The sequence below is a fragment of the Elusimicrobiota bacterium genome, assembly GCA_026388095.1.
In the GTDB taxonomy this organism is placed as follows: Bacteria; Elusimicrobiota; Elusimicrobia; order UBA1565; family UBA9628; genus UBA9628.
This window is the reverse complement of record JAPLKL010000045.1, coordinates 101,032-122,865: the sequence shown is the minus strand read 5'-3', so window position 1 is coordinate 122,865 and position 21,834 is coordinate 101,032. Positions and strand designations below refer to the sequence as shown.

Sequence of the window (21,834 nt, the reverse complement as noted above, 5' to 3'; positions counted from 1 at the left end):
GTATTCGCGCAAAGCCGCCAAAGTATTACACCCCCTCCCCATGGAATGCCGCTATATTAGCAAAGGACCCAGCCAGCCGAGGGCCCAATGCCGAGCCCGCGCTTCCCCCTTCGTCCTGATAGTCTCGCGCGATTATCAGTCTATAATAGGCACAGATGCGCCGCGCCATCCTCGCCGTCATCGCCGCCCTGTTCAGCGCACCGGTTTCTGCCGCCACGCTCAGCCGAATCCCATCCGCCCCGGTGCCCATCCTGCGCGGCTCTTTGGCCGCGCCCTCCTTCAGGACCGGCCTCAGCCCCATCCTGCTGGCCGCGCCCCTGACCGCGCCCGGACCGACCCTGCCAGCGGTCCTGCCCCAGCTCCAGCCCACCCCGGCCGTCCAAGTCCAGACCCCGGAAGCCATCCCCGAGATCTACATCACTCCCGCCCTCCCCGGGGCATTCAGCCTCGAGCATCTGGTCTCATTCGCCGCAACCTTGTCGCGGCTGGCAACGGACGACCCCAAACCCGCGCTCGACGCCTTCTGGAACGGGCCCCAAGCCCGCAGTGCCGTGGCCGCAGTCGAGGCCGAAACGCCGTCCGGTCTGGCCACGCCTCGCGACGCGGACCTCCAGCGGCTGGGCGGCATCGTGGCCGCGTCCCGAGCCGCCCCCACCGGCCGCAAGATCGTCGACGCGGCCTTGGCCTTGGCCAAGAAGGAAGGCAAGCCCATCCAGGTCCGCTTCCACGACCTCAAGGGCAACCTCGGGGAGTACGATTACATGAGCCGGGTCCTCTACCTCGACCGCCGCTACGCCGACGGCGACACGAACCTCGCCGCCGCCACATTGGTCCATGAGCTGCTCCACATCCTGCAGCACGCCGAGGGCGTTCCCTCCGAAGCCCTGGAGATGGAGCTGGAAGCGCACGTGGTCACGCTCAAGGTCCTGGCGGAATTGGGTGTTCCGGCGAAACGAGACGGCTCATTCTCCGCCGCCGCGGAACGGGAGCTGCGCAAGAGCCCGCAGGCTTTCGAGGAGTGGATGGCCGGACAGCTCTCCAGCAAGCTGCGCCTGAACAAAGGCTTCGCCGCGGCCATGGAGGACCTCGAAGCGGAGCGCGACGAGATCGAGGAAGACGTCGAGAATCTGGAAGAGGCTTACGCGGAGCACGCCACCGCGCAGGCCAAGGGCCGCTTGGCCAAAGCCCGGGAGCGCCTCGACGCCGTCCTGGCCGACATCAAGGTCTTGAAGTCCCCCTCCGGCCGAGCCGCTTACCGCAAGCTCGCGGCCCGAGTCCGGATCTTGATGCAGCGCTATCACCGGGACCTGGTCAGGCGGCGGCAGTCCTAGCGCCCCAGGCCCTCGAGCTCCCGGCGCAGCCCCGCGTAGCGATCCCCTCCCAGCAGTTCGCCCGCGCGCAGCCAAGCCAGCCGGCCGGCCGTTGCGCGGTCGCGCTTGAGGGCTCTGAGCATGACCGCGCGCTCCAGCGAATGCATCATGTAGTCCGCGGGCAGGTACTGCGAGTAGCCGTTGAGAAGGATCATGGCCTTTTCCAGAGCCGCCTGCTCCGGCCGCACCAGGAAGCCTCCGGCCTCGGCCTTGACGATGGCGTTGAGGATGCGCTCCAGTACGCCCGCGCCGGGCAAGGCCAGTTGCTCGGCCAACAGGGCCGTCAGCTTCTCCTGAGCCTCGGGCGCGGCCGTGAAGATGGCGGCCAGGTCCGCGGCCGCGTCGGCCGGCCGCTCGTATTTCAAGGCCAGGCCGGCTTTCAGGAAGGGCAGGATCTGCCGGTAGGGGATGGGCACGGACTGGCCCAGGTCTATCCAGACCGGCTTGACCGGACGCACCGGCCAGGGCAGGCCGAACCAGGCCTTCTGGAGGATGTTGCCCGTGTGCCGGTCCGGGTCGAGGTACTCGTCCACGATCAGGGCTTGTGAGGCCTCGTCTACGATGGCGCGGGACAAGGAGCGCTTGGAGACCCGCAGGACGCCGCGCTCGGGCAAGGCCTTGAAGGAGACCGAGGGCACGAACTCGTCCAAGGCCAGGTCCTCGGCCAAGAGCGAGGGGTGCACGTCCGCCACCAGCACCCGGCCGCCGGACTTGAGCAGATTCGCGGCGCGGCCCCGCTGCGCCACGTTGGCCGCGGTGCGGCGGTTCTTCTCGGCCTCCTGCAGGAAGTCCAGCTCCGAGAGCACCAGCGTGCGCACCTCCTCGGCCAGCTGGCTGAGGTTGGGCAGCTTGAGGGCCGGGTCGTCCATGAGCTGGGAGGTCAAGGCCTCCAGAACCTCGAACTCCCGCTTGAAATCGACGGTCGCGCCGGGGCGGCGCACCTTGGCCACCCAGGTCGAGCCGTCCTTCAAGGTCACCTTGTAGGCGATCTTGACCGAGCCGCTGCCCAGCTCCCGGCCCAGCGACTGGATGTCCGAGACCAGGCCGCCGTCGGACCGGATGCGCTCCAAGGCCAGGACCTCCTCGACGTAGCGCTGGCGCGTGAGCGCGTCGGCCGCGGGATAGAGCTTCTGGGCGGTCTGCGCCAGCTCCAGGCGCCGGGCCTGCTCCGCGTCGCTGCCGCCGGCCGTAGGCGCGCCGCGCAGCAAGGCGAAGCGCTTCTCCAGCATGGCCAGGACCTTGGCCTTCTCCAGGCTCTGCGCCCCGTCCTTGAACTTCTCCAGGGCGGCCGCGTACTCCGGCGGCAGCAGGCCGCGGTGCGTGGCCAGCACCTGGCCGATCTTGGCGCCCGTGATGCCGAAGTTCTCCAGGGCCGAGCGCACGATCTCCGGCCCGGAGAGCGCCGAGTCGCTGCGCGAGGCCCGGGTCATGTGGATGATGGCCTTGATGCGCTCCGGCGGGGTCAGGAGCTGGTAGTAGGCCAGCATGACGCGCTCCACCAGCGGCGGCAGGCCGCGGCCGTCCACCGCGATGGCGCGGTAGAGGCGCTCGACCTGCTCGGGCTGCTCGGAGATCGAGCCTTTGCCGTAGAACATGGACTTGACGAAGAGCTCCTTGTCCTCGGGATGGAGCTGGTCGAGGTACTTGAGGTACTGCCGGAAGGAGTAGATGTTCAGGTTCTTCTCGACGAAGACCCGGCGGTCGCGGCCCAGCATCCGCGCCTCCAGCTTGGCCAAAGCCGGCTCGTCGAGATGCCGGACCCCGCCGATGTGCAGGATCAGGTCCACGCGCTCGGCGGGAGAGAGCTTGGCCAGCTGGACTCCGGCCACCTCCATGAACTGCTTCTCCACGAAGCGCAGGGGATTGGGCAGGCGGTAGCTCTTATAGCTCTCGATGACGCCCAAGGATTCCGGGGTCAGGCGCCGGGACTTGGCCAGGCGTTCCAAGAGGTCGTCGCGGGTGCGGTTGGGCTCCGGGAAACTGTCGATGATGAAGCCCAGCTCCGGGTCGAGGAAGGCGGCGTAGCGGTCGTGCAGCGCCATCAGGCGCGCCAGGGCGTCGCGGAACACCGCGCCGCGGTACTGCTCCACGCGCTCGCGCTTCTCGGACTCCGAGAGCCCCGCCCACTGCTTGCCCGAGTCCGCGCCGAAGAGCCGCATCTTGAGCCGCTCCCGCCAGGAGGCGCGCTCCAGGCGCCAGCTCTGCAGGTAGCGCACGTCGTCGAGGCTGGACTGGCCCGCGTTCCAGCGCGCCTCCGCCAGGCGGGCCTGGTCGTCGGCCACGCGCGAGGTCTCCTGCAGGACCATGACGATGCGCGCGTCCGGGCTGGCCTCGCGCACCACGGAGCGCAGGAAGGCCGCGGAGAAATAGCGCGACGCCGCCCAGCTCGAGCGGGTCAGCCGGGCGAAGGCCGGCAGGTCCTTGAGGCCGTGCCGGGCGGTCTCCGGGATGGAGCCGGTCCGGAGCAGGCGGTAGAGCTCCGCGCGGCGCACCGGGTTGCGGACCAGGCGCAGGGCGGCGGGCCGCAGCTCCGGCAGCTTGATGGTGTCCTCCTCCAGGCCGAGGAGCTTCTCCAGGGTGCGCGTGACCGCGCCCACGGCCGGGTAGGACTTGGGCTCGCGGGCCTCGCCCTTGCGCACGGCCCGCGTCCAGTCCTCGTCCTCCTTGGCCCAGGCCTCGAACGCGGCGGGGTCTTTCTTGGCGACAGCCAGGATCTGGTCGTCCACCCAGGAGTCGTAGTCGCCGATGCGTCCGGCCCAGTCCAGCAGGGCCAGCTGGTCCGAGGCCGCCGCCGGCCAGCCGCCGGCCTGCTGGATGCGCTCGAGCAAGGCGCGCACCGAGCCCGCGTCGCGCTCGCGGAAGGGCTGCTTGCGCGCCGCCAAAGCGCCCAAGACCTCGGTGCGGATGGCGTCGGCGGCGCCGCGGCCGTAGAGGCGGGAGTCGGTGTTGACCTCGGTGCGCGGCACATAGCTGATGTAGAACGGGTCCAGGTCGTGCACCCGGCGCAGGAACTCCGCCGCGGCCTTGGCCTCCTCCGGGCTGCGGATGCGCCGGCCGGCCTCCTCGATGAGCAGCAAGGCCAAGCCCTGCCGGACCTGATCGTGGCCGCCCCTCATGTTGTCCACGTTCTGATGCTCCAGGTAGACCGCCAGCGAGGCGCCCAGGAGCTCCGCGGCTGTGGTGCGCGGATCGCCCATCAGGCCCAGGGCCCCGGAGGTGAGCTTGCCGCGCACGTCGCTGGGCAGCTTCTGATACTGCGCGGCCAGCCCGGCCTCGCGGAACAGGGCCTTGTTCTGAGCGGCGAAGCCGTCGGCGCTCGTCCCCTGGCCCGAGGCGCCGTTGCCGCCCTTGTGCCGGGTCCAGCGCATGATGGAGCGGACGTAGGCGGTCAACGGGAGCAGGTCCTTGCCGTGAGAGGCGGCGTAGTAGAAAGCCGAGCCCAGAGCGCGCAGGCGCTCGGTGGTGTTGAAGCTCGAGTAGCTGCCGTCGAGCTCCAGGATCTGGCCGGTGAGCTCCTGGAGCTCGGCCAGGGCGATGCCGGCCTCCGAGTCGCGCGCCAGCTCCAGCTGGTCCGCCACCGAGGAGTTGACCAGGTTGGTGATCATGTAGTCGGCCACCGCGGAGAGGGCTTCGCGGCCGGTCCCGGCCCGCGGTCCCGCGGCCGCTTCCCGCAGGGCGCGCGTGGTCCCGCGCAGCGCGGCGGAGAGAGGGGCCAGGCTCTGCGAGCGGCGCACCACGCTCGATTGCAGCTCGGCCAGGGCCTGCAGGCGGCGCTTGAGCGTGTCGAGGCTCCCCGGCTGCTCCTTGGTCTGGACGTATTCCTTGAGCAGCCACGCCGCGGCCTCCTGCCAGAAGCCCTCCTGCCAGGAGGCGTCGTGCTTGAGGATGGCGGCGGCCATGGTCTCGGGCACCTCGAGCGGCAGGCGCGAGCCGTTGTTGTCGCTCTCGTCCTTGTCCCGGTCCTCGGCCCTGCGGTACGGGAGGATGGACAGGATCTCCAGGAGCTCCGAGGCCTTGGGCACGACGATGCCCTTGGTGTCGAGCCGCTCGTAGTTGAAGACCACGCTGCCCGCCTGGGAAAGCTCCGCTCCCTGGGCCTTGAAATAGCGCTCGTTCCAGGCCACCATGGCTCCCGCGGCCCGGACCGCCGAGTAATCGGCCTGCGCGCCGCGCTGGGAGAGGATATCCTCGCGCTCCCGGCCTTCCAGCAGCAGCATGACCTCCGGCAAGGACCAGGCCGGGTCCGCGCCGGCCCGGCCCGTGAAGTAGAAGTCGATGAGCTCGGCTTTAAGATAGGTGGAAAGATAGCCGCCCGCCTTGCCCGCGGTCTGCGGTCCCGCCACCAGCAGGATGGCCGGGACCTTGGCCCGCAGGTGCTCGATGGCCCGCGCCAGCCTCTCGGCCGGGGGCAGGTCCTGGGGCACGGCCAAGGCCAGGCTCTTGGCGATCAAGGTGCGGGCCAAGGACTCGGCCATGGAGTCGCGGATGGTCCCGGGCGAATAGCCCAGGGGCAGGGCCTGGTGGCCGAGATACTCCAGCGCCGCGTCGAACGCTTCCGGACTGTCTATGCGCTTGAGGTAGATGTTGAAGAGCGCCTGCGTGGCCGTCAGCGAGACCTTCCCCACATAGGGATCGATCGCGGGCACGGCCGCCCGGGGCCCCAGGAGCTTGGCCGCCGCCTGCCACTGGCGCGTGATGACCGCGGCCATGGCCCTGTGGCTGGGGAAATTGAGGGCCGGATAGAGCAAGGCGATGCGCTGGTGGATCTGGTAGAGGCTGTTGAGGTCGTCGAGGCTCCGGGCCTTGGCGGCCAAGGCCCGGACCGCGTTCTCCACGATCATCTGGTCTTCGATGCCCACGTAGCGGACTGTCTCGGTCTGCCCCGTGAGCTTGCTCTTGGCCTGTCTCTCGCGGATGCGCTGGGTCAAGAGGCCTTCCATGGCCACGACCTTGTCGTAGAAGGAAAGCTTGGGGTCCTCCACGGCCTTGGCGAGCCGTTCCTCCAACTGCGCCGCCTCGTCGCGCACGGGCTCCGTTTCGAGGCTGGCTCCGATGGCGGCCAGGGCTCCCTGGGGCTGCTCGCGCATCGGGCTGGCCCGATAAGCCTCCAGGGCCTGGCTCAGGTGGTCCTCCAGATTGGCGCGCCGCAGGGCGTGGTTGGGGTGCACGTCGCGCCAGCGCATCAGGAGCTTCTGGTATTCGCTCTGGCCGCGCTGGAGCAGGGGATAGTCGCGCTTGAGCGCCTCGACCCGGCCCTCGATGAGCTCCAAGGCGTCGAGGGCCTCTCTAGGGTCGTAGCCGGCGCGCGCGATCATGGAGAGGGCCTCGGTGTCGGCCTCGAACTCCAGGAGGTGGCCCAGCATCAAGGAGCTGCTGCCCAGGCTCTTGAGGTGGCCCAGCCGGTTGTGGGCGAGCTCGTGGGCCAGGACGAAGGCCAGGGCGGCGTCGGGATGGCCGATGAAGCCCTCCAGCAGGCCCCGGCTCATGAACACGTTGGAGTTCTTGAAGGTGGCCTGCAGGCGGCCCTTGGACTTGAGATAGTTCAGCTCCGTGTCCGTGATGGTCGTGAAGGCGTTGGGGATGAAGGAGCTGCCCAGGTGGAGGCTGACCGCGCCCGGGTCGATGCCGTTGGCCTTCTCCAGCCGGGCCAGCACGGCGCGGACCCGGCCGCCGATCTCGGAGCGTCCCAGGTCGCCGCCCATCTCGTTGCGCAGGATGGCGCGCACGTCGCGGTCCACCCGCTCGCGCAGCTGGATGAGCTCCTTGTCGCTCTGGGGCGGCTCCGCGGCCTGGCTCTCCGGCTCGGCCACGGGCTCCGAGGCGCCGGACTTGGGGCGGCCGCGGTCGAAGAGCTTGCTGCCGACGGCCGAGGCGCGCGTTGCGCCTGCCTCCCCCCCTGCGGGCTCCTTGAGAGCGGCGCCCATCTCCGAGGTGACTTCCTGCGTCTGCCGCAAGGACTCCTGCATCACCGCCGGACCAACCGGCGGCGCTGCGGCTTGAGCTGCGTCGGCGGGGATCTCAGAGGCGCGCAGCGGAGCCGGCGCCTGCTCGCTCGGGGCCGCGATCGGGACTTCCAGGCGCGGGAGCACCGGCTGAGGAGCGGCCGACTGCCCCGGCAGCGACCCGGAGAGAGGCAGAGGCGCGGCCAGCGTGGGGACCACGGCGGCGTTGCCGGTCCGGGCCGTGCCGGGGCTGGTGCCAGGAGCCCCGCTGTTGACGGCGGCCTTGGCTTCGCCGGTCTTGCTCACGGTGGCGGCAGAGCCGCGCGCAGACCAGAGCGCCAGGCCGGCGGCCGCGCAGATCAGCAGGGACAGACGGCGGGAGAGTTCGCGGGACATGGAGCGGGTTCGGGGTCCTCCAGCGCCCAGCTAATTAAGGAATATCTCGGTTAGTATAGCCGGGAACCGGGGTTTGTCAAGGCAAGCCGCGCTCAGCTGCGCTCAGCGGCGGTAAGGGGCCAGCATCCAGCGGATGGCGGGGACGGGCTCGTCGTGGTTGGCCATGTTCCGCAGGAGCCGCCGGCTGTGCTCGATGGTCCCGTAGTCCATGGACGTCACGCGCGCCAAGTCGATGAGGGTGGCGGCCAAGTAGCCTCGGTAGTCCGTGTTGGAGGGGGTGTAAAGCCTCTCCAGGTCGCGCTCCGCCGGGTCGATGAGCACACCCTGCATGCGCCAAGCCAGGTTCCCCGGCCAAGCCGGCATCAGGTCCACCCGGTCCGCATAGCCGCCCACGTGGTTGCCCAGCGCGTTATGGTCCAGGTGGTACGCGAGATAGTTGCTGAGGATGAGCAGCCCGTAGAGCTGCTCCTGGGAGACCCGGTCGCTGATCCCGCCGGTCCCGTAGCGCTCCAGCACATCCAGAGCCGAGCCCACGGTGCGCTCCGTGAACCGGAAATCGAGGTCCTTGAGCGGAGCGGCCTTGGCTATCTCGGCCAGCCCGAACACGGCCTGGATGGTCTGCCCCTGCCCGGGGCCGTTGGGGTCGTTGCGCAGGGCCAAGTCCTTGAGGAAGTCCACCGCGTCGCTCGCCGCCGCGGAGTACTTGAAGCGGCGCGCGAAGCGGCCGCAGACCGCCACCGCGAGGTAACGGTCGCCCGCGGAAGCGGAGGAATAGTAGATGTCCTTTATTGAGAACACGACCTGCATCTCCGCCTGCGGAGCAAGCCCGCCCGCCCAGTCCTCGAAATGGTACAAGTCGTCCGACTTGATCTTCTGCAGGGCCTGGAGCTTGGCTGCGGGAGTGGCGCGGGGGTCGGAGAGGGCCGCGGCCAAGCCGTCTATGGCCGAGGGCTCATAAAGGACGGCGGCTGACGGCGCCAGCGCGGCCTTGATGTCCGAGAAGCGGATGTCGCCGAATGCGGCAAACCGCGTCTGCGCCGAGAGCGGCGCGGACGCGCAGATGAGGCTCAGGACCGTCAGGAGTTTCGTGTTCATGCCAATAGATATTATGGACCATGAACGCCCCTTTGAACAGTGCATAAAGGCCTGCCGAGGCGCGGGTCTAAAGGCCCAACAAATACGTTATGATAGGCGCATGACCGCGGCTTGGCTGTGCCTTCTGCCGGCGTTGTCGCTCTCCTTCGCCAAGGCTCCGGCGGAGCTCGAAGCGCCGGACCAGCGGCCCTACGCGGAGGCTACTCCGGAGCTGTTCGCCCGGCGCGGCCGGGCCTGCCGGGCTGACCTCGAGGACTACCAGTCGAAAGCCACCTTGGAGCTCATGGACCGGCTGATCGTGTGCATGGAGCATCCGGACGCGCGGCTGCGCGCCGAGGTGCTCGACCTGCTCCCGGACCGCCGGCTCTGGGACCGCCCTGATTACGACGCGAAGGTCGCGCCCGAGCTGGGGCAAGTCTACGTGCGGTTCCAGCATGATCCGGACGATAAGGTGAGGATGCACGCCGGGCAGCTCGGCATGTGGCTTTCCAACGGGAGACACTGGCGCGAGTACGACTCGCCGCAAGCCCAGGCGCGCCGGGCCGCGGAGGAGCGGAGGCCCCCGCGCCACCCGCAGATCGACGGCGAGAGCCAGAAGCTGGGGGACTACGCCCTGGGCGCCACCATCGTAGCGGTGCTGCTGGCGGGCCTGATCGGACGGCTCTTCAGGGTCGGTTTATCGCGTCCCAGGCGAAGATGAGCCGGTCGGCGCTGAGATCCAGCAGCTTGCCCTTGGCCATCCCCTCCCCGTGCCCCGCGTCTTTCTCCACGCGCAGCAGGATGGGCGCCTCGCCTTTCTGCGCCGCCTGCAGGGCGGCCGCGAACTTGAAGCTGTGCGCGGGCACCACGCGCGTGTCATGGTCCGCGGTCGTGATGAGCGTCGCCGGATAAAGCCCGGCCTTGACGTTGTGCACGGGCGACAAGGAGCGCAGGTACCGGAACTGCCCAGGCTTCTCGGAGGAGCCCAGCTCGTCGGTCCAAAGGTAGGCGCCGGTGAACTTGTGGAAGCGCAGCAGGTCCAGGATGCCCACCTCCACGACCGCGGCGCCGAACAAGTCCGGCCGCTGGACCAGGCTGGCTCCGGCCAGCAGTCCCCCGCAGGAGGCTCCGTTGACGGCCAGGCGCCGCGGGCTGGTGTAGCGGTTGTCGATGAGCCACTGCGCGGCCGCGCTGAAGTCGTCGATGCTGTTCTGCTTCTTGCCGGCCATGCCGTCTTGGTGCCACTGGTCCCCGTACTCCCCGCCGCCGCGGATGTTGGCCACGGCGAAGACGCCGCCGCGCTCCATCCAGGCGATGCGCGAGACGCCGAAATTGGGCGTCTGGACATTGCCGTAGCAGCCGTAGCCGTAGAGCCAGGTCGGGTTCCGGCCGTCCAAGGTTATGCCGCGGCGATGGCTGATGGACAGGGGCACGAAAGTCCCGTCGGCGCTGCGGTAGAACACCTGCTGGGTGACGAAATCCTGGGGTCGGAACTTGACCTGGGGCGCCTGGAAGACTTCTGAGCGGTCCTGGGCCAGGTCGTAGCGGTAGATGGAGGCGGGGGTGACGTAGTTCTGGAAGGCGAAGAAGGTCTCCTGGTCAGCGCGCTGGCCCGGAAAGCCGAACACCGTGCCCGAGCCGGGCAAAGGCAAGGCCTTGAGGAACTTGCCGTTGAGGTCGTAGAGGTCGACGCGCGTGCGGGCGTCCTTGACCCGGGAGACCAGGAGCTTGCCGCCGAGGATGCCGGCGTCGTCGATGGGGTCGGCCCCTTCGGGCACGATCTCCCGGAGCTTGGACAGGTCCGGCGCTCGGAGGTCGACGGCCACGATGCGGGCTTTGGGGGCTTGGTAGGTGGTCTTGAAATAGAAAGTCGTGTCGATGTTGTCGAGGTAGGCGAATTCCGAGCGGAAGTCATCGCCGATCCCGACTACGGCGGCTTTCGCTATGGACGCGGGGTCGCCCCAGGAGACTCCGGAGAGGTCCATGATCTTGACCGCGTACTTGCCGTCCGAGCTCTTGTAGACGTGCAGGACGAGGTAGCGTCCGTCGTCCGAGGCGCGGGGGAGGGTCATCCACTTGGCGTCGCCAGGGGTGAAGACGAGGACGTCGTCCTCCGGCTTGGCGCCGAGGCGGTGGTAGTAGACCTTCTCGTTCTCGGCCGCGGCCGCGCCGGACATGGCGGCTTCGGGATAGCGGCTGTAGAAGAAGCCTTTGCCGTCCTTGCTCCAGGAGGGCGAGCTCCACTTGATGCCGCTGACGAGGTCGGGCAGGACCTTGCCGGTGTCCGTCTCCACCACGCGCCACTGCCGCCAATCCGAGCCGGATTTGGTGACGCCGTAGGCGAGGAGCTTGCCGTCCTGGCTGGGCGCAAAGCGCGTGAGCGCCACCGTGCCGTCCTTCGAAAATGTATTGGGGTCGAGGAGGACTTTGGCGCGGGGCTCCTGGGGAGTCTTGACGTAGAGCACGGGGAAGTCGGCCTTGCCGGTGTCCACGGTGTAGAAGTAGCGGCCGCCGGCCATGCTGGGCACGCCGTATTTCTCGTATTCCCATAGCTCTTCGAGGCGCTGGCGGAGCTGTTTGCGGCCGGGGAGCTTGGCGAGGGTGCCGGCGGTCAAGGTCTTCTGGGCGTCGAGCCACTGCTTGGTCTCAGGGGAGTCGGGGTCTTCAAGGCCGCGGAAGGGGTCGGCGATGATGGTGCCGAAGTAATCGTCCTGGATGGAGGATCTGGGAGCGGCGGGGTATTGGAGGCAGTGGGCCGGGAGGGCGGCTGCGAAGAGGAATAATACAGGCAAGATGCTCACAAGCGCAATCATACAATTGTTCGGGCCGAAGGATTTCCGCTGCTGTGCGGACTCCGCGCCGCAGGCGCGGAGTCCGGCGGGGTGGCCGTATATCATGACTTGGCGAGCCGCTTGCGCTTGGGAGGCATTGACCTTGATTGCGCGCTCGCTGCGCGGGAGCCCCGAGAGCATGGCGATACCCTCTTCCGTGAAGGCCCGGGGGAGATACTTCGAGTGACTGCCCCATCTTAAGGTGCCAATTTGGGCACCTTAAGATTTTGTTCTCAACTTCCTTGACTTGCTCCTGGGAATCCAGGCATGGCGCGGCGCATGAATTCACCAAAAAGCGGCACGGTGAACGCCATGTCGCCGTAAGCCGGGCTGTAGATCATCCCCTTATTGATCAGGTTCGCGCGCGTCGGGCCCAGGCTGTTCATCTTGGCGCCCAAAGCACCGGCGATATCTCCAGAGCGCTGGGAGCCGGAGCCCAGATGCGCCATCGCGCGCAGATACTCTTTCTCTCTAGGCGTAAGCCGGTCGAATCTCACCTTGAAGAAATTCTCGTCCAATCGCTGGATGACCGTCGCGGTCGCCCGCCTGACATCATCGAGAGAGATAGGCGTCCTTTCAGCGTGGTTCCATGACTGATACCCCCACTCCTGAAGAAAATAGGGATACCCCTGAGTCAATCGGACGATCCTGTCGATCGCGTCATCGGAGAACCCCACCCCGGAGCGCCCGACCGGATCCCGAAGGGCTTTGGCTGCGTCGGCGGCGGATAGCGGGCCTATCGAGGGGAACTCGAAAAGGCGCTCAGCATAAGACTTGGACGCTCCGGCCAGCCTTGTCAAAATGGGAAGGCCGGCGCCGATCAGCACCAGCGGCAGCCGCAGCTGCTGCATCTTATGAAGGGTCATGATAAGGGCGCTTAATTCGGTTGCCGACAGGTATTGGATCTCGTCGATCAATAAAGCCAGCGCGGTCCCGCGATCCTGGGCCGCCTCCGCGACAGCCATGAACAGGCTGGGAAGGTCCGTCTCCAGATCCCCGCTGTCGGCCGCGCCGCGCTCGGGTTCTATGTCGAGCCCGAATTCCAACTCCGCGACTTTGACTTTTATGCCGCTGATAAAACTCTTGAGCACGCCAAGCCCGCGCTTGACCTTGTTGCTCAATCCCTCCATCCGATCAAATTCGAACAGAACCCGCCTCAAATGGGGGGCCAACAGCGTGGCTAAGGACTTATCCTCGTGCGCTTCCAAAGTGATGGCGCGATACCCTGTCGCACGGGTGATCCGCTCTATCTCGTTAAGAAGAACTGTTTTTCCGACCCCCCGCAAGCCGACCAGCAGCAGGCTCTTTTCGGAACGGCCTTGGCGGACTCTGCCAAGAAGAACCTTTGATTTCGCGAGGATATCATCGCGCCCGGCCAATTCCGGGGGCGGCGAGCCGGCGCCGGGAGAGAACGGGTTATTCATCTGATCCATGATGGTGTTCCGCCAGTCATACGAGATATTCCTAGTTATAGGGCCCAAGAGCTATAAGTGCCTATAACTTGGCAGGGGTTCCTATCCCCCGATACAAGGCCCAGCAGCCCGTGGGATACTCTATATACGAGCTCGGGCCGAAAAAGTTCCCTGGTCCGTCGTGCGGACTCCGCACCAGAGGTGCGGAGCCAGCGGGACCCCTACGAGGGGGCCCGATGTTCCGTCGGGGTGGCCGTCGCCGTTACTTGGCCGGGACCTTTTCTATGCAGGCCGCGGTGGTGATGATGGTGGGCAGGGCGATGTTCGTCAGGATTCGCGGCATGAGCGCGACAGGACTCATCGACCCCAAGGCGCTTAGACGGCGCCGTAAAGCATGCAAGGCTGCGGCCTTTTGCTACAATCCGGCTGATTTAGTACCGCCATGAGCCCCGACCAGCCCGCCCCTGCCCTCGCCTGCGCCGCGCTCCTCGACCTCGCCCGCGAAGCCTTCTCCGGCGGCGCCTGGCGCGCCTTCCCCGGCCTCGGCCAAGCCTACGGCATGGTGCTGGCGGCCTACGCCTCCACCCGCGAATGGGAGAAATGGGCCGATCCCCAGGACCAGAGATCCTACGGCGGCCATTGGTACTTGCTGGCCTGGATGCTCCTGCCCGCCCTCTTGTGGCTGGCGGACATCACCAATATCGCGGCGCCCAGTTGGCCCGACTCCCTCAACAGCACCCTGGCCTACGTGATGGCGGCCTACGCGGGCAGCAAGGCCTCGGCCCGCTGGCGGGGCCTTACGCGCGGGACCTTTGCCCGCGCTCGGTCAGCCGCGCCGGTCCCTGCCGTCCTCACCACAGACCAGTACCTCACCCGCCATGCGCTCAGGCTCGGTTCGATGCTCCTGGGCGCCGCCTGCCTGTGGGACGCGTCCGTGGAGGGCTTATCCGGGGGCGCGTGGATCTACACAGGCAAGCTCTATGTCAGCTACGGCTTGGTCCTCAGCGCCTATTGCGCCACCCGGGAATGGGAGAAATGGACCGATCCCCTTGACCAGGATGCCTATTGGGGCAACTGGTTCGTTTTGGCTTGGTGCATCCTGCCGTTCGTCATATGGTTCGCCGGGGACTTGGGCGTCGCCACGGTCTGGCCCTCCAACATGAATACCGCCCTGGGGACCGTCCTGGCCGTCTTTGCCGGCGCCAAGGCCTCCGGCCATTGGCGGGCCGGCAAGGTAAAGGAAGGCTGGGGGGGCGCCCCTGGAGCGCCCCTGCCGGACGTCCCTCAAGACCCGACCGGCCAGTTTGCCGAGGCTTGCCGCAGGCTCGCGGTCTTCTCGTCCGGGCAGATCGCGGCGGAAACTGGACTGGACGTCCAAAGGGCTCTTGGCTTCATCGGACTGCTGGTCGGAAAGAAGTCAGTGCGCAGAGAAGGCAAGGACCGCTACCGATGGGTGGGCCCCTAGGCGACTGTACCCTACCCCTCCACCCCCCCACATGGCAGGGTGGGGTAGGGGTAGGGGGTAGGGGTGTCGACTGTTTTGAGCAAAAAAAGGGGTAGTCGTTGAGCAAAATGATGCGGTTAATCGCGTTGCAAGAGGCCGAGCAAAAGGGTCAAAAACGGCACTGAGCAAAATGATGCGGTTAATCACGTTTGAAGGCGACGGGGAAAAAGCCCTAAAATGCCATTGAGCAAAATGATTCCGCACCTGGAGCGATATGAACGCGACTTTTGAGCGCCCGCTGCTCCAAGCCGTGACCGGCCTGCTGGCGCAGCCTCGCAAGTCCATCCATGCCTTGATCGGGCCGCGCTGGGTCGGCAAGTCCACCCTCATAGTCCAGGCCCTCAAAGCCGCCAAAGCGGCCTCTGATTACGCGAGTGTGGACGGGTATGACCGTGACGCGGCGTGGATCGCAAGAGAATGGGAAATCGGCCGCAACCGGGCCAAAGCCGCCGGCCGGGCCGGGGCCGTTCTGGTGCTGGATGAGGTGCAGAAGGTTCCGGGCTGGCCGGAGACCATCAAGCGTCTTTGGGATGAGGATTCGGCCGCGGGCACGGCTCTGAGGTTCGTCATGCTAAGCTCTGAGCCGGCTTTGGCGCTGCAGGGACTCAACGCAAGCCTGGCCGGCCGTTTTGAAGTTTTGGGAGTCCCCCCCTGGTCCTATGCCGAGATGAAGGCAGCCTTCGGCTGGGGGCTTGAGCAATTCCTCTATTTCGGGGCCTATCCCGCGGGCGCGCAGTTCATCGCGAAGGAGGAGCATTGGCGGGGCTACATGCTGGATCTGGCGGAGACGACCTTATCCAGGGATATCCACATGGAAAAGCCGGCTCTGCTGCGCCAGCTCTTCCGGCTGGGCTGCGACAACTCGGCCCGGGTCCTCTCCTACCGGAAGATGCTGGACCAGCTTCAGCACGCCGGCAACCCGGTGACGCTGGCGGGTTATCTGCAATCGCTCTCCAACGCGGGCCTGCTGGCGGGCCTGCAAAAGTACCCGGGTGGCGGCTCCGGGCAGAGGGGCTCCAGTCCGAAACTGCTCGCGCTCAACAACGCCCTGATCACGAGCGGCGGCAAGCATTCCTTTGCAGCCGCGCAAGCGGACAAGGGATTCTGGGGCCGGCTCGTAGAATCCGCGGTCGGGGCGCAGCTGGTCAACGGGCTCGCGGGGACCGGCTGCGAGGTCTTCTACTGGCGCGAGCTGGGCCGTGATGTGGACTTCGTCATCAAGGGGGAAGGCGGGCTCACGGCCGTGGAGGTTTCCAGCTCCAGGGGCGATGGCTCTTTGTCCGGGCTGGAGCGATTCAGCGAGGAGTTCCACCCGCAGAGGAAGCTGATCGTAGGTGAGCAAGGCATCCCCCTTGAGGAGTTTTTGTGCGCTTCCCCTGAGAAGTGGCTGAGGTCTTAGAAGAGAGGAGAACCAAAAATGAGTGAAAAGAACAATTTCATGCCCGTGAGCCTATTAGCCTTGACGTGTCTTCTGGCCGCCGCATCGGCTTCGGCAGCGCCTGCTGCGGCTCAGGCCCAACGGCCCATAGAGGGAAACTCCGATTGGGAGCGTCTCAAGCGAGAAGATAGAGGGATGTCTCAGGATTATCTTGCTTACTGGAGGAAAAACAAGCTTGCTTCTTCCAAGGATCAGAAGCAGCTGGAAGCTCTCGTGAGACAGATCTGGACGCTCACGTCGAAGATAGAATCGGGGCAGAAAAGCAGCCGCACAAAATTGGAGGCTGCCATTGATGGAAAAGCATCGCACGGGTCATTAGATTCGGCTACTGCCAAGGACCTCAAGATGCGCCTTAAGAAGATCTATCTTGTCCGGATGTACTACCTGTATGGGAACAAGTGGCGACAAATGATGCTGGAAGGTTTCGACACAACCGGGCCCGCCACCATCTCGAGCATATTGGGGGAAAGAATCAAGGCGGCAATCTCTAGCCTGAAAACGTCAGTTGGCCAACTCCCATCGTCGGAAGCGGCCGGATAATTTCGTCCCGCCTTTTTCGGATATTTTTGTCGCTCGATAAGCACCTCCTGGCCTAGGGTTGTCTAGCTGGTCACAACTGAGGCGCAGTTGGCTTTTATCGCCGGGAAGAAGGCGCTCAGTGCCTGCTCAAAACGCACACGCCACGGCCCCCCCAACGACAGCCGCAGGACTGTCTTTTTCCCATCGCGTCCGAGCACCGCACCACAGGCCAGCAACTGCGCGCGCAAGGTCCCCAGCGTCTGATAGCCCGGCTGCCCGATCTTCTCCTGAAGCAGCGTCATCAGATTGAACGTGATGCAAACCATCCGGAACGCGGCCTCGGTTGCAAAGAACTTCTTCTGCGCGAAGCCATCGATGCCATAGTCCCACTTCAGCTCGCGAATTTTCGTCTCGATCTCAGCATGCTTGCGGTAGAAGCGCCAGACCTCTTCCGGCGCGTCTGTCCGATTGGTCAGGATCGCCTGGAACAAGTAGCCTGGAAGATCGAAGAGCTCCCGGCCGCGCACGAAGTCCAACTCCTTCTTGCGCCTGCGGATCAGCACGACCCGCCGCGCTTTCGTCCAGCCATGCGCCTGGAACATGACCTCGCTGACCGCGGTGTCCGGGTCAAGCTCCCGCCAGTTCGTGACCGCCGACGTCAGGTTCCTGAGCCCTTTGGTGAAACGCGCCGCCACAGTGTAGACCAGGCGCTTGTCTTCCACGCAGTTCAAGAACGGATCGTAACCGAAACCCGAATCGGCGCGAAGATAGCGGATTGAAGAAGCGTTCGGCAGCATCGCCAAGGTCTCCGCCAAGAACTGCTCAGCACCCCTGGCGCTCGTCGTGTTTCCCGACCGCAGCCAGGCATGAACGATCCATGGACGGCTGCCCAGCGTGGCCAAGAGCGGATGGTGGCTGGGTCTGCGATGTTTCTTTGGGTTATAGCCCAGGAACGCTCCTTCCTGCTTGCCGTAGCGCTCCATGATCGTGCTATCGAGGTCCAGGATGTCCTCGTTGAGTTCGACCAACTTCATCTGCCAGACCATGAGCTGCTCGAAAACCGTCGTCACGGTCCCGGCCGTGAACCGCCGGAAAAAGCGCGCCAGCGTTGTGTCGGATACGAAGCGCTTGACCCCCAGCATCTGCCGCACGCATTCGTCCCACCGCAAACGCTCGACATGTGCCAGGCGCCGCGATCCGGCCAGGACACCGGCCATGAACGCCAACGCGATCTCGACCGGGTCAGTGGCGTTGGGTGAGGTCAGCTCAAACGGCAACGCCTCGCGTAAAGCATGCTCAAGGCCAACTTGGCGGGCCAAGCCCACGAACAAGCTTAGGCCGCCCCAGGCGGTCACGGGCTTGTCCGTGAACTCGATCCCTATTTCCTTGCTGCCCAGTAATGATGTAGCTTGGTATTCCATCGTCTCGTTGCCTCCTGTCGTTTGGGTAACTCCAACGGGTTCAACAGAAGTCTAGCGAGACGATGGCTCGTTTTGGAAGGTGCCCGGCGAGCGCTGTATGCGAGCCGGGCACCCCGGCGCCGCCACTCCGGGCGGCGCCGAGGCCGGTGTTCACACCTCGGGCTGGGTCAACGCTTCTTTACGCTCTTCGGGAGCGTGATTCGGCCCCGGCACTTACGGCCGTGCCGGGGCCGAATTCCATTTCAACTGAAGAATTCAGGCTAGTGCCGAGCTTAACGAAATGATTGAAAAACACAAGTTCAATCCCTCGGAATATTCGCTGCCCGACGACTTCTTTCAAAAGAAGGCCTACGAAGCGAATATCTTCCCATAATCGCGCACGGCACTGGTCCCTCAGAAGTGGCTTGGATCGGAGAAGAAATGAATCGCAATATTGCGTTTTCGATTTTGGGCTTGCTTCCGGTCCTGAGCGGCTGCCTGGAACCCTCCTGCCATTATGAGCCGTCGCCGGCAGCCGGACGGCCTCCGCGAAGGACGGCTCCCCGGTCCTGCAGTCCAACCTGACCCGCGGCGGCTCGCTGTGGCGGCCCCAACTGACCATGCAGATCCTGAGCAAAGCATTGGCCTCAGAGCTGGAGGCCCGGCTGATGGAATCGGCCGAGGTGGTGGAGGGCGGCAACGGCTACCTCCCGATTCAGGAGCAGGAGTCCCGGGGCGCCCGGCTTTTTGTGGAGGGCGCGGTGCAGGAGGCGTCCTGGATACACCCGCGCTCGGGCGGCGGGAGCTACCGGCTCAAGGTGGAGCTGTCGGCGACTTTGGTGCGGGCCGATGCGCCTGACTTGCAGGGGTTCTGGAAGAAGACCGTGGAGGTGGAAGAGGCGCACGGCGGCCGGCCGGGGCAAGACCTGGCGCGGGTGATGCGCAAGGCGTTCGGCGAAGCGGTGGAGGGGCTGGGCAAGGCATTGGAGAAGGAGCCGGCGGGCCAGGTTTGGGCGCAGGCGGGGCAGTAAGTAAAGGAAGGGGCTGGGTTGGTTTTCTGATTTTGTGCAACCCGGCTGGAACGGCCTTTGCCGGATGGTGGGCTGGCATGTTCATTGATTTAGGCAAGCCGGAGGAATATAATTCGGTTTGAAGGTATTTTAAGCTGTCCATTTTCCACAAACGGCAGACACCACGTTAGGTGAAAATATGACCAAGCGGCCAACACAAGAGGATTACTCACCGGCCCCATGCGCAAATTAGTTTGTTGGCTTGTCGGTATTGCGTCCTCCGCGCTACTGATTGGAGCAATACTTCATTTCGCGAATCGATCCGCTAAAGAAGCTTTGCCCGACATCCGTGTTTCGGCGGAACTCATAAAGAGCATTCCCGAACATCCGGGGGACAAACATCAGGTTAAATTTCAATCCCTCAATCTGAGCACAGCGACTTTCCACTGTTACGAATGGTTTTGCCAGATAAAATCAGTTGGTAACCAAAACGGCATACATCCAGTGCCCAAGAATTCAGCGGAAAGTCTCGGCCATTTGGCGCTCAATAGAGAGCCTGCGAATGTCCTGCTCATTGAGGACTACTGGTCTCTGGACGAACCGGGCCAGTATGAATTTGTCGTAGAATGCGGAATGGAATGCATACGGATGGCCAAGTCCGGTGACGTGACTTCCTCCGTCTATCGAGCGAGTAGCACACCGTTCTCGATAAACGTGCTAGCGCCGAAGCAGTCCAGGCAATGATTCCACCCAACTTCCGGTTCTGCTGGCGCGCGCCAGTGCGGAACCCAAGAGGGGTCGGCCGCTGCTGCCCGCGCGTAGCGCGCGCAGCAGCATCGACGCGTTAGACAGTATTGGAAACGGAAAGATGAGAAAGGGAGCGGGCACTAGGATTTGTGGGTTGATGCTGGCCTCTGGGCTCGTTACGGTAGCAGCATCTGGGCTCATTGCCGTGTTAGCCCCATGTGGAGGGCGCCTAAAGCTTCGCAACAACCTAGACGATTGTGGTGAACCCACCAAGAACTCCATTCTAGCAGCTAGAGCGAAGTGGTCTTTTGAAGTTGACTGCTACAAGGGAAGGGTTACGTGTGTCAGCGCCGGGAAGAAATCTCCGACAATAAAAAAGTGGCCAACCTTCGTTAAAGAGAATGCAGGATTGTTCGGAGTCAATCCGTCGGACCTAGCTAGTGAGAGTTGGTGGAGAACTCCCGCACCAGTCGTACAGTTGTGGAAGGGAGTGCCGATAGATCTTCCTCATGTTGGTGGCTGGACACGTGAATCAGGCGACAATCTGGTCATTCCCGTAAGGTTCATCAAGACAGATTCGTGGAATCTGCAACTGGAGCCAAAAATCACAAAGATGATGGCTATCGGAATCGCTCTTGAGCATTGGGGCTGGCCCCTGCCCATCAAGAAGGCTCAATTGACAATCCGGGTTGGCTCAATTTGGGATAGCTGCGGATCACCTTCCTCACCGACCTTGGCGTGGAGTGTCGAGGGATATCCCTTTTTCGGCGCACGTTACCCTCACTGCGGCATCGACGCACAAACGGGCAGCATCTGTGGCGAATGTGACAAAGGGTACGTCTTTCGCGAATACTAGAATCGAAATTGCTAAAACGCCAACGTGGGGGCAGCCTTTGTGGCCCGCGCATAGCGCGCGCCGCAAACCCCGGCTACAGATCAGAAACAGAGGGTAATCACAAAATGACCGACGTGCTCTACCACAGTGCGAAATGCCGCAACTGCAGTCTCTCATGATAAGATTGATTCGGGAACTCCTGTTGCTTCTCGTGGTTCTTGGCCCCACAGGATTCGTCGTCTCTGGGAGCACAAAAGAGCATCGCGCCGGCCAAATTGGCGACCCTACTGTTTCTGATCTGATCCGTGTCCTAAAAGATGAGAGGCCCAGTACCCGCGTCGTAGCAGCAGCAGTAGCATTAGGAAAAGTCAAACCTACGACGCCAGATATAGTCAAGGCCCTCACCGACCTTCTCGAATCTCCAGACCACCACTTCCGCCTGAGACACTACGCCCTCCAATCATTAAATGAAATCGGTTTGCCGGCCGCTTCGGCTTCGGGCAAGATAATGAGGTGCTTGTCAGATTCAGACTGGGGGATAAGATGGTATGCTGCTGCAGCCCTCGCGAAAATGGGTCCAGCGGGACGCAAAGCTATCCCAAGACTCATTGAATCCATTAATGATCAAACTCAGGATTCGCGTTGCGCCGCGATTGACGCTCTTGGAGACCTGCGAGCAGAGAAGGCAATCCCTGCGCTCATGACACAGATGCACCGTGAGACCTGGTGCCGAGGGAGCATTGCGCTTGCGTTGGGGAAGATTGGGTCGCCATCAAGGCCAGCAGTCTCCGATTTGATTGCGATGCTCGATGACAAGACCGTCCGTCAATGGGCCATCGATGCTCTGGGAGGCATCGGCGCCGCAGCTGCGACAGCCATTCCTCGGCTGACCCGTTTCCTGCAAGAACCGGAGACCCGAATCTGTCAAGGTTCGAGTTCGATTATTGGTCATGAGCCGACCTTCACTTGTGCCTACTATGCTGCCATCGCCCTGGGGCAGATTGGCCCAGCGGCAGCTTCAGCGGTTCCCTCTTTATTTGAAGTCGCAGAAAAGTCGAATGGAGATAGCTTAGTCATGCCGTTTCCCGAAAACCAAAAGGGCGATCCTTTTTATAGTCCTGCCACGAGACGGCTCCACCTGAACATAGCAACAAACGCTGTGATGGAAGCTCTCAGGGGAATCGGCACACCAGAGGCATTGGCAGCCGTCCGAAGATTTGAAACGTCAAAGGAATCATCCGGCGCATTGAACAGCAAATGAGCCATAACATCGGCGGCCGCGCACAAGTGCGCGGAACGCCAACGCGGGGCTGGCCTCAGCGGCACGCGCATAGCGCGCGCCGTCGAGCCCAGCGT

At 64.4% G+C, this 21,834-nt stretch carries 12 protein-coding genes; 7 read left to right on the top strand and 5 right to left on the bottom strand.

Annotated features, from left to right (window positions below; all coding sequences use genetic code 11):
* Positions 1-155: 155 nt before the first annotated feature.
* Positions 156-1,331 carry a hypothetical protein gene (locus NTY77_11830; GenBank protein MCX5796177.1) on the top strand — a complete coding sequence of 392 codons (1,176 nt, stop codon included), beginning with the start codon at positions 156-158 and terminating at the stop codon, positions 1,329-1,331.
* Here NTY77_11830 and NTY77_11825 read toward each other — a convergent pair.
* Positions 1,328-7,708, bottom strand: a complete 6,381-nt coding sequence (locus tag NTY77_11825; protein MCX5796176.1) for an AarF/UbiB family protein — start codon at positions 7,706-7,708, stop codon at positions 1,328-1,330. The genes NTY77_11830 and NTY77_11825 overlap by 4 nt on opposite strands.
* A gap of 102 nt (positions 7,709-7,810) precedes the next feature.
* Entirely contained in the window at positions 7,811-8,803 is a 993-nt protein-coding gene (locus NTY77_11820; protein MCX5796175.1) for a hypothetical protein, read from the bottom strand.
* A gap of 100 nt (positions 8,804-8,903) precedes the next feature.
* On the opposite strand from NTY77_11820, the gene NTY77_11815 reads away from it, so the two are divergent.
* Entirely contained in the window at positions 8,904-9,503 is a 600-nt protein-coding gene (locus tag NTY77_11815) for a hypothetical protein (GenBank protein MCX5796174.1), read from the top strand.
* Here NTY77_11815 and NTY77_11810 read toward each other — a convergent pair.
* Both NTY77_11810 and NTY77_11805 read right to left on the bottom strand, forming a co-directional pair.
* A complete protein-coding gene (locus NTY77_11810; protein ID MCX5796173.1) occupies positions 9,469-11,583 on the bottom strand; it encodes a prolyl oligopeptidase family serine peptidase in 2,115 nt (704 codons plus the stop codon). The genes NTY77_11815 and NTY77_11810 overlap by 35 nt on opposite strands.
* Before the next feature lie 263 nt (positions 11,584-11,846).
* Positions 11,847-13,046: an AAA family ATPase gene (locus NTY77_11805; GenBank protein ID MCX5796172.1), complete on the bottom strand. Its 1,200-nt coding sequence runs from the start codon at positions 13,044-13,046 to the stop codon at positions 11,847-11,849.
* 421 nt (positions 13,047-13,467) lie between these two features.
* On the opposite strand from NTY77_11805, the gene NTY77_11800 reads away from it, so the two are divergent.
* From NTY77_11800 to NTY77_11790, 3 genes are all read left to right on the top strand, one after another.
* Positions 13,468-14,490 (top strand): hypothetical protein, encoded by a 1,023-nt coding sequence (locus NTY77_11800; protein MCX5796171.1) that lies wholly within the window; start codon positions 13,468-13,470, stop codon positions 14,488-14,490.
* Positions 14,491-14,743: 253 nt separating this feature from the next.
* A complete protein-coding gene (locus NTY77_11795) occupies positions 14,744-15,928 on the top strand; it encodes an AAA family ATPase (GenBank protein MCX5796170.1) in 1,185 nt (394 codons plus the stop codon).
* A gap of 18 nt (positions 15,929-15,946) precedes the next feature.
* On the top strand, positions 15,947-16,507 hold the full coding sequence (locus tag NTY77_11790) for a hypothetical protein (protein ID MCX5796169.1): 561 nt from the start codon (positions 15,947-15,949) through the stop codon (positions 16,505-16,507).
* Between the two features lie 62 nt (positions 16,508-16,569).
* Here the strand turns inward: NTY77_11790 and NTY77_11785 are convergent, their stop codons facing one another.
* A complete protein-coding gene (locus tag NTY77_11785; protein ID MCX5796168.1) occupies positions 16,570-17,907 on the bottom strand; it encodes an IS1380 family transposase in 1,338 nt (445 codons plus the stop codon).
* A 599-nt stretch (positions 17,908-18,506) separates the two neighbouring features.
* Between NTY77_11785 and NTY77_11780 the strand changes: the two genes are divergently transcribed.
* Positions 18,507-18,917: a hypothetical protein gene (locus NTY77_11780; GenBank protein ID MCX5796167.1), complete on the top strand. Its 411-nt coding sequence runs from the start codon at positions 18,507-18,509 to the stop codon at positions 18,915-18,917.
* A gap of 1,736 nt (positions 18,918-20,653) precedes the next feature.
* Positions 20,654-21,739, top strand: coding sequence for a HEAT repeat domain-containing protein (locus tag NTY77_11775; GenBank protein ID MCX5796166.1), 1,086 nt, complete (start codon positions 20,654-20,656; stop codon positions 21,737-21,739).
* Positions 21,740-21,834 lie beyond the last annotated feature (95 nt).